We start from the raw sequence: 13,317 nt of genomic DNA, 5'->3' as shown, positions 1-13,317 counted from the left end.
ACAATCCTTTTAAGTCTTTCGATGATCGTTGCCATGATTGCCCCAACAATGGCTTTTGCTACGGATTCCAGTGAGGTTGGTGCTCAGAACACAGCGTATGAATCTATGAATGTATCCAGCAATGACGCTAACAATGCTCTGGCTAATACTCCGGTGGTGCCGGCACCACCGGGTTTTGATGGCTATCGAAACAATATTCCGCACGGAAATACCAATCTGATATCCTATTACTCCACAACGGTGGGCAATACACGGAAAGCGACGGTGTATACACCGCCAGGATATTCTCCGAATAAAAAGTATAACGTCTTGTATCTCCTGCACGGCATCGGCGGGGATGAGCATGAGTGGGTCAATGCAATGAAACCCAAGAACATTTTGGACAACCTGTATTCGGAAGGCAAGCTGTCCCAGATGATCGTTGTCATGCCGAATGGCCGTGCCATGAAGGACGACCGTCCAGTCGGTGACATTTTTGCTCCGGACAAAGTGGCTGCGTTTGAACGGTTTGAGCAAGACCTGCTCAAGGATCTGATTCCTCATATCGAGGCCAATTATCCGGTATACAAAGACAAGAATAGCCGTGCGTTGGCCGGTCTGTCCATGGGTGGTGGGCAGTCGCTTAACTTCGGATTGAAAAATCTGAATACCTTCGCTTGGGTAGGGGCCTTCTCGGCTGCACCGAATACGCAATCTGTATCACAGCTGGTTTCCAACCCGGGACAAGTAGCCAGCCAACTCAAATTGTTGTGGATCTCCTGTGGATCAAGTGACGGTCTGTTATGGGTCAGCCAGAACTTCAAAAACGGCTTGAGCAGCATGAATATTCCGCATACCTTTTATCTGGATGTAGGTGGACACGAACCATCTGTCTGGAACAGCGGCCTGTATCAGTTCTCACAACGAATCTTCAAATAATTTAATTTGAATTAGCTTCTTGAAGCAATCGACAGGAGAAACAGGAATTCATATCGATATGCAGCCTCAGTTCTGTTCTGCACAGGGCTGGGGCTTTATGTTGGTTAGTGTGCGAATATGACATGATGAATGAGAGAGAATATGTTAGCATGAAGGAAGCAGATCCACATGGAGCGGGTAGTTAATTACATAGGTAGATACATGAAGGAGAGAAATAGGATGTTCTATTACAAAGGTGCATTCCGGGAAACGGACAATGTGATTTATTTCAAAAGCGATGTTTCATTAGCCCAGAATGATGTTGTCCTATTTGGTGAAAAGAAGTATTTTATCGAAAGTGTGGAAAAAGAATTTCTCCTGCTTCAGCGGGTGGGCTCCATAGTTTCTGTGAGTCTGTGAAATCTTCGCAAGATCATCCCCTTTTTCAAGTGTACGTGCACTTCTGGGCCTCTGCCTACATACAATAGATCGACCCTGTTCCCACATGTGCTCAGGCCAGATCGTTGTAAAACTGCAGGAGGTGTCATCTGTGCCCGGATTGTTTACCGCAATTGCTCTATTCATTAAAGAGTTAACGTTACTCGTCTCGTATGTCAAAAATAATGCCTTCCCCCAGCCACTGGCTGAGGGTGATGAAGCCAAACATTTGCGCCTTATGGCTGAAGGCAATGCTCACTCTCGCAATCTGCTCATTGAACACAATCTGCGCCTCGTCGCGCATATCGTCAAGAAGTTCGACAATACGGGTGAAGATCAGGAAGACCTGATTTCCATCGGAACCATTGGTTTGATCAAAGCGATCGAAAGTTTTCAACAAGGCAAAGGTACAAAGCTTGCCACATTTGCGGCGAGGTGTATTGAAAACGAAATTTTGATGCATCTCCGTTCCCTGAAGAAAACACGCAAAGACGTATCCCTGCACGACCCCATTGGTACGGACAAAGAAGGCAATGAAATTACATTAATCGATATCCTTGGCACAGAAGCTGATGATGTTGTAGATCGAGTACAGCTTAAGATTGAAAAAAGCAAAATTTATCGCAATCTAGATATCCTTGATGACCGGGAGAAGGAAGTTGTAATTGGTCGATTTGGCCTGGAAGCAGGCGGGGAGGAACGAACTCAACGCGAAATTGCGAAGGAACTGGGCATCTCACGTTCTTATGTATCAAGGATTGAGAAGCGAGCGTTAATGAAGTTGTACCACGAGTTTTATAAGCAAAAGTAGTTGTTGGATAGACCAGAGGGCGCCTTTATCGGGAGCCCTTTTTACTGTGAAGATACTTAAATTGGATCTAAATAGTATTAATTATTTGGGGTTATGACCTAAATAAAGGAATTTTCATTCCTGATGAAGAATATCTTATACACAGACCAATTTAATATTTAAGGAGTACATCATAATGAAGCAGCTTTTTCGGAAAACTCCACTGTGGTTTTTGTTAATCTGGATCGTAGGATTTATGATGATTGTTTTCAACTCGTTTCAATCGTATTCGAGTGTTATTAACTTTATTGCGTTATTGATGATTAGTGTTGCTAATGCTATTCGAATTTGGCGAACCGAACGTTCATTAGCGATTACCTTTTTAGTCGTTGCTGCTCTATGCTTGGCTTTTATTTTAAAATACTTCTATAGATATGTATTATCAGCATAACGTGGCATGAGAATAACAAAGGAATGTACATAGGCTGATGATAGTATGGATCGGATGCAACTTAAGATTAATAAAAGCCAAGGGCATGAAATAGGAGCATATGAAGTGGTCACCTCTTACAAAGGTGGCCTCTTTGCTGTGCAAAAAAATATATAAAAGAGGATATGTATTCTGGACAGATTATTTTATATGATGAGTAATAATATTTTGCATCGTAGAGAGCATGTACAGAAAGAGAGTAGTGGTTGATCATGCAGCAAGAAACGTTAACAAGGGGATTAAAGAACCGACATGTGCAGTTGTTGGCGATCGGAGGTGCGATCGGTACAGGTCTGTTTCTTGGAGCAGGCAAAACGATCCAACTGACAGGGCCGTCCATCTTGCTGGCCTACATCATTACGGGGGTTGTATTATTCCGTGATCATGCGTGCATTGGGGGAGCTGCTGTTAAGCAACTTGCAGTATCATTCCTTTTTCGATGCTTCTAAGTGTTCCATCTTTGCCTCCAGTGTCCATTCACGTTTCAACGGTTGACCTGAATTGGTTCTGTATATATCCTTCTACGTCTGCTTCATGATACGAGGCAGGCCAACGTTTTCCACAAGAACGGTTACGCTCTGAACTAATTTATTTGACATCTAAACGCTTTTGGGAATTTCATTTGGATCCTAAATATTCCATTTTATTTAAATGCATCGGTGTATGTAACCGGCTAAGCATTGAAGCCTAACATAATCATATTAACCCTAATATTACCATATAGAACTAGTGTATCTCTGGTGTTAGAATGAGGATTATATTTATTTTTAATTTTGTTAAAATGTTGGTTCTAATCAAATAAATGGAATAACCCTTTAAAGGAGTGAATTCGTGAATAAAAAAGAGCTTCCTATACAATATCCATTAGTATCTAATTACCCACAGCATGCCTATTATTTTTCGATAATATCAAATAATGAGAATTGTTTTCCGTGGATTTATAGTAATTATTTAAATATGTGTTTGATGCAATCTGGGGAAGATTGTTTTTTAGACTATTATGCACAATCCCCTGAACATCATTTTCACCCTTGCTTTACACATACTCAACGGATGTTAAGATCGACGGTATTGAAATTCATGCCAAATATAGTTGAATTCTTAAAAGAACAAATCCAACAAGACAATTACATATGGCTTCATGTAAATGAATATTACATTCCAGGTTCGCCAGCGTATCAAAAGTTCTCATTTCCACATGCCATATTTATATATGGATTTGATGATCTTGAGAGACGATTTAATATTTCTGGTTTTTTAGAAAACAGAAAGTATACAACTGCCTTCGTTTCGTATTCAGATCTAGATAAGTCATTTCATGATTTTGGAAAAAAACATATTGATAATGATGTTACTCAACATGTTAACTATATGCACTTGCTAAAATTACATCCGAAACATCATCAAGGATTGCCATATCTATTTGATATGAAATTTGTTGCAGAACAAATCAAAGATTATTATGAATCAAAAAATCTATCCTTAAATTATCAATCCTTTTATAGTCATAAATCATATTCAGAGTGGACTTACGGAATAGACATTTTACCTAAGTTAACAGAATATTATTCTTCACACTTGGAGCACAGCGCTCAGTTCGATGTGAGACCACTGTACACGCTATATGATTATAAAAAACTCATGGTATCAAGAATTAAATATATAGAAGAAAACAAACTTTATGATCTTAACCCTGTGTTCTTGGAGGGATTCATTAAGATTAGGGATAAAAGTCAGAATATACTCAATCTATATATAAAATATGCATTAACACAAGATAAGCAAGTCCCTCCTAAATTGATAAGTCTCTTTAATGAATTGTATCTTAATGAACAAGTGCTTCTAGAACAATTGCTTAATGATTTCTCTAAGAACTCTCTATTGTGAAATTACTTGACCTTTATAAGCTATTCAAATGATTAGCGTGTTTTTGTATCAGCGATATGTTGAAGATATCTCTGTATGGTCCGAATGTTTAACGTCCAATCTTTAATTGGTCATAGCTCTGTTAAGTAGCGAATAAAAAAGTGTTCTATTAAACGGCGACTTTTTCCCGGAATTTAATCGGGGAAAGTCGCTGAGTTTGTCTTGAAAACGTTCCTCGTTATAAAACTAAATATAATTCATAATTTGGATCCTTGCTTGCTCCATATGTTGAGGTTTTTCCGATTAGTACTCCTCGGTTTTTAAATGGTAAAAGAACGATTCAATAAAAGTGTTGTAGAATCAATTTTCACGGCAAGAAAGGCTTCCTGTCATCTTTTTTCTTCAACAGGTTTAGCATAGGGGCGGATGATTACTGAAGTCCCTGATCTAAATGGAGAAAATATGGTCGCTTTTAACGGCTTCACCGAATCCTTCAAGAGTTTCAAGTCATTCTGTTCCGAAAGTGTTCCGAAGACACAATCTCATTGTTATCGTGATACGTACGAAGTCGGGGAATCCTTAGAAGCTTGCTTCCATATCCGCTCGCGCACTGTTCGCTTCTCTCTACAGGCAGTGTTCTTAGCTCGCTTAATCTACAGTGAGATTTCAGTAATTCTACACAGTCATACTACGCGGCCCACGTGCATATTTCTCGTATGGACCGGCACCGGGCTTATAAATCCGGCTTCCCTCTCCGTGCTAGTTCGGATTGAGCTTTTTTTAGATATTCTACCTGTCCTTTTAGATAAACATTTTCTTCTTCGGCACTGCTAAAATTTTTCTTTGTACAAGCGTCCCGGGTAACCCTTAAAACACACACTCCGTTTTAGCTTTTGCGTCCCCATGAGATATCTGGCTGGCATTTTTAAACTTCCCTATGATCCGGCTTTATGCCTAACCTTCCTCACTCGCAGAAGAATAGCCTCTTTCTTCGTTTCTTCAATGTATCGATTAGAAGCCTATCTTTTCTTTGCAAGCATAGCAAATATATCCTCCATTTTTCAGTATTTAGATCATTCCAACATGCTTTTTTCATCCCCTACCTTGAGGCGGTGAGACCAACACCGTTCAATTTCACAAATCTTTTGTTTATCGTAGGGCACTGCTGCAATGGGAGGCGATGTGTACTGAGCTGGTCCGCCGCAGTGTGGTTGTAAGCCAGATCAAGGTCGCGCCCGAAAAGGCAGGGTCATGACTGGCATTGGGATTATGATCGTTGGAACTGTACTTGTGATCCGGGCTCTTATTTTGTCGGACGGCGGGATTATACTCATCCTTCTCTCACAAATAACTTAAGATTATAAAAGCCAAGAGCATGAAATACGGGTGTATCAAGTGGTCGCCTCTTACAAAGGTGGCCTCTTTGCTGTGCAAAAAAATATATAAAAGAGGGATATGTATTCTGGGCAGATTATTATATGATGAGTAATAATATTTTGCATCGTAGAGAGCATTTGCAGAAAGAGAGTGGTGGTTGATCATGCAGCAAGAAACGTTAACAAGGGGATTAAAGAACAGGCATGTACAGTTGATGGCGATCGGAGGTGCGATCGGTACAGGTCTGTTTCTCGGGGCAGGCAAAACGATCCAGCTGACAGGGCCATCCATCTTGCTGGCCTACATCATTACGGGTGTTGTGTTGTTCCTGATCATGCGTGCATTGGGGGAACTGCTGTTAAGCAACTTGCAGTATCATTCCTTTATCGATTTTGTGCGTGATTACCTGGGAAATATGGCGGCATTTATTACAGGCTGGACCTATTGGTTCTGCTGGATATCCATTGCCATGGCTGATATTACGGCCGTTGGTTTGTATACGCAGTTTTGGTTTCCGAATGTACCTCAGTGGATGCCAGGGTTAATTGCGTTAGTCATTTTGCTAATCATGAACTTGGCAACGGTCAAGTTGTTTGGGGAGATGGAATTCTGGTTTGCCCTGATTAAAGTCGTGGCCATTCTGGCACTCATTGTTGTAGGTTTATATATGATATTCAAAGGTTTTACCACGGATCAGGGTCCAGCGAGCTTCACCAATCTGTGGAGTCATGGGGGATGGTTCCCGAATGGACTGCATGGATTCATCATATCGTTCCAGATGGTGGTGTTCGCCTTTGTAGGCATGGAACTGGTGGGACTCACAGCAGGGGAAACGGAGAACCCGGAGAAGGTTATTCCGAGAGCAATTAACCAGATTCCGATCCGGGTACTGCTCTTCTATGTTGGCGCACTGCTGATTATTATGAGTATTTATCCGTGGAACGCCATTGTGCCTACTGAAAGTCCGTTTGTACAAGTGTTTGCCGCTGTGGGTATTGCAGCAGCTGCGGGCATTGTGAACTTTGTGGTACTGACTTCCGCAGCGTCAGCGTGTAACAGTGCCATTTTCAGTACAAGCCGTATGGTGTTCTCCATGGCAAAGGATCACAACGCACCCGAATCGTTTGCACGACTGAATAACAGGAAGGTTCCTTCCAACGCGCTGTTTTTCTCCACGATTGTTATTTTGATCGCGATTCTGCTGAACTATATCATGCCAGAAGGCGTATTTACGCTGATCACGAGTGTGTCGACCGTGTGTTTCATCTTTGTCTGGGCCATCATGGTGATCTGTCATCTCAGATATCGTCGTACTCAGCCGGAACTGGCGAGTCGTAGCCGCTTCAAACTGCCACTATATCCGTTTTCGAACTACTTAATCCTGGCGTTTCTGGCGTTTGTGCTAGTGGTATTGGCATTGGCCGAAGATACGCGTGTTGCACTGTTTGTCACGCCAGTGTGGTTTATTCTTGTTGCGGAGATCTACCTTCTCAAAAAGAAAAATTTGAGTAATAACAGACAGTAGTCTTACCATCGTTGCCAAATAAAGCAGCCCAATGATATTGGGCGGTTATTCGTATTTATATTCTTGCAGCCTCTTTGCCTTCACGAATGCCTGCGTAGACGGCATCACAGATATCGGTGGTATACTGGCCCGACATCCCTTCAAGTGCCGTTTTGGTGAATGCTGCAACACTAAGTTCTTCTTTTGGATCAACAAACCAGGAATGACCGTAAGTTCCACCCATCCGCCACGTACCCGGGGATTCCGGTGTACCGGCTGCGACAGGATCTTTAAGTACGGTAAAACCAAGGCAAAACCCTCTGCCTGGCCAGTATGGCATCACGAGATCACCGATTTGATTGGTAGACATCTCAGCCGCAACGGCTTCTGTAAGGAGAGGCTGTCCTCCTTGTCGCAATGCTTCAAGTAAAGTAAGAAAATCTCCGGTAGTTCCAACCATACCCGCTCCGCCCGACAAGTAAGCAGAAGTACGATTCGCACGATTGGGTGACAGTCGGAAGCCAGCAGTACCCTCAATAAAAGGAATCAGCTCCAACTCCTTATGAAGGAGACGCGGTTCTTCAGAACCATTAGCGTATGCGGCTGTTAATCGTTCCGAATCCACCGCAACAAAGTCAGTGTCGGTCATGTGGAGTGGATGAGTAACCAGCGTCTGAACGGCTTCTCGTAGTGACATCCCAGTTACCTTTTCGATAACGGCACCAAGTACATCAGTCGCAATGGAATATCTCCACATGTTGCCTGGCTCATACAGAAGAGGAGCAGAAGCCAGCCTCTGCAGATTCTCCTCCAGACTCATTTCAGACCAATCCATTCCGTCCGTTACTCCTGCAAGCTCATAGGTTCCCTGATCTTCTTGGAAGAAACGGTATGTCAAGCCTGCGGTGTGTGTCATCAACTGATGTACTGATATTAAAGCGTCCTGACCATTGGCAAGTTTGGGCCGGAATGCAGGAAGCCAGCGTGTCACCGGATCATGTAGACTCAGCTTTCCTTGTGAGATTAATGCCAGAGCTGCTGTCGAGACAATAGGTTTGGTTACGGAAGCAAGTCGAAACAGAGCGTTTTCCGACATGGTGCGTTTTTGCTCCCTGTCTGCGAAACCAGCAGCCCGGCTATATACCAGTTCCCCTCCTAATGCAACCTGTACAACTGTTCCTACGATTCTTTTTTCGCTTAGAGCGCGGTCAATGGCTTCATCCACATAATTATGCAATGTCGTCATGTCTTTTTTTCTCATGCTTATCTTCCTCTCACCAACTGATGTATTTGATTTCTCGTGATAACTGTGTTTTATTATATAAATGATTGATCTTGTATTATATGGTTTGTTAAAGGCATTATAATTAATTGGCGAATATACTTAAGGTAATTTCTGAATATATCTTATGTATTTAAAGGAGTGGATCACATGGACGAAATAGATCAGCATATTCTGTATCACTTGGAGAATCAGGCGAGATTATCCATGACCGAACTCGGCAAACTGGTGGGGTTATCTCAGCCCGCCGTTACTGAACGAGTCAAACGAATGGAAGAAAAGGGAATTATCGAGGAATATCGAACCGTAATCTCCCCATCCAAATTGGGCAAGCAGAGCACAGCCTATGTTCTTTTTCGTACGCGGGATTGTTATCCTTTCCTGGATTTCTGTCGTGCGTCACCTGAAGTTGTGGAATGTTATCGGATAAGCGGAGAGTACAATTACTTGCTGAAAATCCTCACAGATACCATTCAGGGACTCGAGGAGTTTCAGAACAAGTGTGATCCGTACGGTACTTACATGACTTTAATCACCATGTCTTCTCCAATTGCACATAAGAATCTAGTGGAAGGACCAAATCTGTTGGCACAGGCAGAATAAGATTCTGGTCTTTAAAATGAAAAACAGAAGAGGAGTCCACATCAAGTGAACTCCTCTTTTCTCCTGCGTGTAACTCATGCAAAATGCCTTCCTGTTATTTTACTTACTTAGGAAATCCATATTTATAAGCACGCATAGCTACAAGCAACGCAGGAATGAGCAAGATAAACAGTGCCCCAGAAAGGTATCCTGCTCCAAATACTTCAAGAAGAATGGCCCCGATGATGCCTCCTCCACCAATTGCCAGATTCCATGCTGTAACCAGCATCGATTGGGCGACATCTGTGCTTTTGCCTCCGGCTTGAGCGATGGCAGTCTGTAACAGTGTCGCGGCCCCGCCAAACGTAAGTCCCCAGATCATGACGCCAAGGATAATAATCACAGGTTGATGAGTAGCGATTCCCATCGCGACAGAGGCCAGAGCGAATGATCCCAAGCTAATGATTACTAATCTCCTCAAAAATCGGTCAATGAGCATTCCGGTTAACCAAATTCCAACAATGGAAGTAATACCGAAAATGAGCAAAATCAAGTCGACTCTGTTAGCAAATGCGGTCTGGGCAAGGTAGGGAGAAATATAGGTATATAGGATGTTATGGGCAAGCATCCAGGCCAGAACAACAAACAGAATAGGCCTAACTCCCGGAATTAAAAACACCTTATGCAGCGGAAGACGTTCACCAGCTGGCTCTCCGGCAAAATCCGGCATTCTCCAGAGAACCCATACGATTAAAGCCACGGTTAGAAGAGATACCATCCCGAAGATGAGGCGCCAGCCGACATAAGAACTGAGAAAACTACCGATTGGAACACCCAGGGCTAATGCTAACGGTGTGCCGACCATAGCCACAGCCATGGCTTTACCTTTTAGCGAATCCGGGACCATCCGACGTGCATAACCTGCAGTCATGCCCCATAACACACCCGCAGAGACTCCAGCCATGAAACGAGCAGCAAGTGTCAGGATATAATCCGAAGATAAGGCGGTAACGGTGTTAAAGACAAGAAAACCACTAATGCATACTAACAGTAGAGGTCGGCGTCTCCATCCGCGTGTAGCAGCAGTCAAGGGAATGGCAGCAACAAGTGATCCAATGGCATAAAGAGTCACTAATTGTCCGGTGAGGGCTTCTGTGATCCCCAAGTCTTTTGCGATTTGCGGCAACAGTCCCGCAGGCAGGCTTTCAGTGAGGATGCAAATAAAACCCGCCATGGCTAATGCAAGAAGCCCAGCCCACGGAAGGCGTTTTGAAGATATGGAAGGAATCTCCCCTTGGTTTGAGAGGGATGTGTGAGCGGTCATGAATAAAACCTCATTTCTTATATTTTAATCCTATCCAGAACTATGCATATAAGCTTATCTAAAAAAAATAAACTTTTGCATACAGGATTAAAGGTAAGAAGGGGGTCTTAACATGGTATTTATTTTATTTTGTGAGTTTTTCCGTTAATTCAAAGGGGAGATGTCTGTTCACCCATCCAAGGATGATATCGACAGGTTCCATGTACCGTTGGCCTACCAGCAAACCCGTATGGGTTGTATCCCACAGTCCGGCATATTCAGCATCCAGCTGTTTGGCAGTTAACTTGCCTCTCTGATCTTCGTCTTCACATGAAACAGCCTTAATCACCAAGCTGGGGCAATGGATCAGGTCGCCATTAATGGATATTCCATCAGCTCCACAAAGAACTGAAAAGGTAGCAAATGCCTTCGCGGACTCCGTTTGCAGATATTTACGCTGAAAAGCAATGTCTTCTGCCGTCTCATCTATACTGGTTAGTTCATCACGGACAGGTGCAGGCATGATAATTCCAGGTGTGATACGATTGCTTTCCGGGTAGGGAATTAGCTCATGCACTTCCTTGCTCAGACTGGCGTCGATCACAACCAGGCCTGCCAGAGTAACGGTTTCCGCAATCTTTTGACTGAGAATCCCACCCATGCTAAAGCCAATGAGGACGGGAGGCTCGTTGAACTTGACTAACACTTCACGAATATCCTCTAAATAATCGTCAAACGTAATCATCGTCATATCCATGACCCGACTCTTGTAGTGACTTCTCAGGTTCATGACATAACAGGTCCAACCGTGCTGGACAAAGTGGGGGATATATTTGCTCCACATCCAGCTGCCTGTGTATGCACCGTGAACGAACAGTAGTGGGGGCTTCTTGGTCGTTGTTTTTTCGTCAAGAGGCGGGGTTCCTGCGAATATCTCCAAGTGTAAATCATGTTCTCCGATCTTCTTTACCTCATGTTCCGGTAACAATTGAGTGTAGTCCATCATACCAAAAACCTCCTCTAAACTATTAGTTTGATATAAAACTATTTCTCCAAAAAAAATTAGAAGTTGCTATGGATTTTCATTAAAATTCGCAGCAGTTCTTTTTTCTCCGCTTCCGTAACGTCCGCATAGAACACGTCCAGCATGCGCTGCGATATCTCTTCGAACACAGGCTTTAATTCTTCTCCTTTTGCAGTCAAAGCCACATGAACAACTCGTGAATCTGTTGCATCACGCTCCTTAACGACGTATCCTGTCCGCACCAATTTGTCCACAAGTGCAGTCACCGTGGATTTATCCTTGCCAATTTTTTTGGCGATTTCAGCCATAGTCATCCTGTGATTATTGTACAGGGCATAGATAATATCCCCATGGGACGTAGCGAGATCCTGGATTCCCTGCTCAGCCATCTCGGCCAGGATAAAGCGGTTGACCTTCTCTTTAATTTTGGATATGAGTGAAATAGCGTCTCTTGTTTTCATACGTGTAATATAGTTTGTTATCAAACTAATGTCAAGCTTTGATCCATCGTTTATTGCATGCGCGGTATAAAAAAAGAGCAGTGAGAATGTCTTCTCCTGCTCATTGGCTCAAGTTATTACTTGATTGGATTTGCTTTCATTTCCTGTCCCATTTTCTCAATGCCATCCAGAATTTGATATCCATAACCCCAGAACTGGCTGAAATCTGTGACATAGATCTGTTTGTTTTTGATTGCGTTCATACTTTGCAGGGCAGGGTTGGCATACAGATTTTGAATCAGTTTATCGATATCCGGTGAACCGGCATACGCGGACAAGAGCAGGTAGTCCGGGTTCGCTGTGATCAGTTGCTCAACACTTACCTCACCTTGCACACCATCAAACGTATTTTTCAGCCTCAACAGGCCAAGTGCATCAAGCTGATACGTATCATTTTGCATGCTGCTTACCGTAATGGTGTCTTCCGTAGCGGGTACGATATAGGCAAAACTATGCTCAGGCTGATCGGCTACACTTGCCTTAATAGCTTCAACACGAGTCTTCAGACTTTCGGTGAATGTTGCGGCATTATCCTGAACGTCGAAGATCTTTCCAAGTTGTGCAATATCGCTATAGAGGGTTTCGAGTGTGCCTTTGTGATTCGTCGTTTGCAGGAACGTACGGATATTCATGTCATTCAATCCATCGACGGTACCCACGCCCCAGTCTGCATCAGCGAAAAGGTCGCCCCGTCCGAGTACCAGATCCGGGCTTGCGCCTACAACCAGCTCTTTACCTACATAATCCTTGGACAATACCGGAATTTTGGCGAAATCATCAGCCACATCGGGTGTAACGGAACCGTATAGAGCAGCAACACCGACCATTTTATCGGTCAGACCTAATTTGATGAGCATCTCAGCCGCAGATTGGGTATTCGCAACAACACGTTCAGGTGCTTTATCGAATACTTGCACTTTGGGTTTCCACTCGCCGCCCTCACCCGAGATCGTGAAATTCTCAATGGTGAGCGGGTACGTCGTTTTATTTGTATTCTCAGCAGGAGCTGAAGTTTCTGTCGTGTTAGTAGTTGAAGTTGTTTCTTCGGCAGGGGAAGAAGTTGAAGCGTTCGAACAGGCTGCAAGTAGCAGTAACAGGAGACTTAGAGCAGCGATGCCAATGGTTCTGGATGTGAATTTCATTAAATGACGAACCCCTTTTCTAAGTGTTATAAATTGACAAAGATAATCATTCTCAATTATAATCCGAGAAAACATATTGTAAATAGCTAAATTTAATTTGTTCTACATTTTACGCGAATTAA

The 13,317-nt window shown here is 43.2% G+C and carries 11 protein-coding genes and 1 pseudogene; 7 read left to right on the top strand and 5 right to left on the bottom strand.

Features of this window, described 5'->3' with window-relative positions:
* The first annotated feature begins 105 nt into the window (after positions 1–105).
* The 6 genes and pseudogenes from MHI52_RS22540 to MHI52_RS22515 all read left to right on the top strand — a co-directional run bounded on the left by MHI52_RS22540 (position 106) and on the right by MHI52_RS22515 (position 7,383).
* Complete coding sequence (locus MHI52_RS22540) at positions 106–918, top strand: alpha/beta hydrolase (RefSeq protein WP_405159413.1); 813 nt, start codon at positions 106–108, stop codon at positions 916–918.
* Between the two features lie 219 nt (positions 919–1,137).
* Positions 1,138–1,317, top strand: a complete 180-nt coding sequence (locus tag MHI52_RS22535) for a hypothetical protein (protein WP_036615241.1) — start codon at positions 1,138–1,140, stop codon at positions 1,315–1,317.
* A 130-nt stretch (positions 1,318–1,447) separates the two neighbouring features.
* Entirely contained in the window at positions 1,448–2,146 is a 699-nt protein-coding gene (sigK, locus tag MHI52_RS22530) for an RNA polymerase sporulation sigma factor SigK (RefSeq protein WP_017687130.1), read from the top strand.
* Positions 2,147–2,827: 681 nt separating this feature from the next.
* Positions 2,828–3,056 (top strand): annotated as a pseudogene (locus MHI52_RS22525) (amino acid permease); the annotation flags it as partial.
* A 390-nt stretch (positions 3,057–3,446) separates the two neighbouring features.
* Positions 3,447–4,502, top strand: coding sequence for a hypothetical protein (locus MHI52_RS22520; protein WP_340984581.1), 1,056 nt, complete (start codon positions 3,447–3,449; stop codon positions 4,500–4,502).
* Positions 4,503–6,021: 1,519 nt separating this feature from the next.
* Complete coding sequence (locus MHI52_RS22515) at positions 6,022–7,383, top strand: amino acid permease (protein ID WP_340984582.1); 1,362 nt, start codon at positions 6,022–6,024, stop codon at positions 7,381–7,383.
* 55 nt (positions 7,384–7,438) lie between these two features.
* Here MHI52_RS22515 and MHI52_RS22510 read toward each other — a convergent pair whose 3' ends face one another.
* Positions 7,439–8,623 (bottom strand): serine hydrolase domain-containing protein, encoded by a 1,185-nt coding sequence (locus MHI52_RS22510; protein WP_340984583.1) that lies wholly within the window; start codon positions 8,621–8,623, stop codon positions 7,439–7,441.
* Between the two features lie 171 nt (positions 8,624–8,794).
* Here MHI52_RS22510 and MHI52_RS22505 point away from each other — a divergent pair, with 171 nt between their 5' ends.
* A complete protein-coding gene (locus MHI52_RS22505; RefSeq protein ID WP_017687134.1) occupies positions 8,795–9,247 on the top strand; it encodes an Lrp/AsnC family transcriptional regulator in 453 nt (150 codons plus the stop codon).
* A gap of 103 nt (positions 9,248–9,350) precedes the next feature.
* Here MHI52_RS22505 and MHI52_RS22500 read toward each other — a convergent pair whose 3' ends face one another.
* From MHI52_RS22500 to MHI52_RS22485, 4 genes are all read right to left on the bottom strand, one after another.
* Positions 9,351–10,550, bottom strand: coding sequence for an MFS transporter (locus MHI52_RS22500; RefSeq protein ID WP_405157651.1), 1,200 nt, complete (start codon positions 10,548–10,550; stop codon positions 9,351–9,353).
* A gap of 124 nt (positions 10,551–10,674) precedes the next feature.
* Entirely contained in the window at positions 10,675–11,535 is an 861-nt protein-coding gene (locus MHI52_RS22495; RefSeq protein WP_405157650.1) for an alpha/beta hydrolase, read from the bottom strand.
* 56 nt (positions 11,536–11,591) lie between these two features.
* Positions 11,592–12,014 (bottom strand): MarR family winged helix-turn-helix transcriptional regulator, encoded by a 423-nt coding sequence (locus MHI52_RS22490; RefSeq protein ID WP_405157649.1) that lies wholly within the window; start codon positions 12,012–12,014, stop codon positions 11,592–11,594.
* A 116-nt stretch (positions 12,015–12,130) separates the two neighbouring features.
* Complete coding sequence (locus tag MHI52_RS22485) at positions 12,131–13,195, bottom strand: ABC transporter substrate-binding protein (protein WP_405157648.1); 1,065 nt, start codon at positions 13,193–13,195, stop codon at positions 12,131–12,133.
* Between the last annotated feature and the right edge of the window lie 122 nt (positions 13,196–13,317).

This window comes from Paenibacillus sp. FSL H8-0283 (genome assembly GCF_045040675.1).
Taxonomy (GTDB): Bacteria; Bacillota; Bacilli; order Paenibacillales; family Paenibacillaceae; genus Paenibacillus; species Paenibacillus amylolyticus.
Note: the sequence above shows the minus strand (reverse complement) of the source record. Positions and strands in the feature narration are given on the sequence as shown.

Excerpts from the sequence above, each read along its gene's own strand:
- MHI52_RS22510 (WP_340984583.1), bottom strand. The coding sequence starts at position 8,623 with ATGAGAAAAAAAGACATGACGACATTGCATAATTATGTGGATGAAGCC.
- MHI52_RS22515 (WP_340984582.1), top strand. The coding sequence starts at position 6,022 with ATGCAGCAAGAAACGTTAACAAGGGGATTAAAGAACAGGCATGTACAG.
- MHI52_RS22490 (WP_405157649.1), bottom strand. The coding sequence starts at position 12,014 with ATGAAAACAAGAGACGCTATTTCACTCATATCCAAAATTAAAGAGAAG.
- MHI52_RS22495 (WP_405157650.1), bottom strand. The coding sequence starts at position 11,535 with ATGATGGACTACACTCAATTGTTACCGGAACATGAGGTAAAGAAGATC.
- MHI52_RS22485 (WP_405157648.1), bottom strand. The coding sequence starts at position 13,195 with ATGAAATTCACATCCAGAACCATTGGCATCGCTGCTCTAAGTCTCCTG.
- MHI52_RS22505 (WP_017687134.1), top strand. The coding sequence starts at position 8,795 with ATGGACGAAATAGATCAGCATATTCTGTATCACTTGGAGAATCAGGCG.
- MHI52_RS22535 (WP_036615241.1), top strand. The coding sequence starts at position 1,138 with ATGTTCTATTACAAAGGTGCATTCCGGGAAACGGACAATGTGATTTAT.
- MHI52_RS22500 (WP_405157651.1), bottom strand. The coding sequence starts at position 10,550 with ATGACCGCTCACACATCCCTCTCAAACCAAGGGGAGATTCCTTCCATA.
- MHI52_RS22540 (WP_405159413.1), top strand. The coding sequence starts at position 106 with ATGAATGTATCCAGCAATGACGCTAACAATGCTCTGGCTAATACTCCG.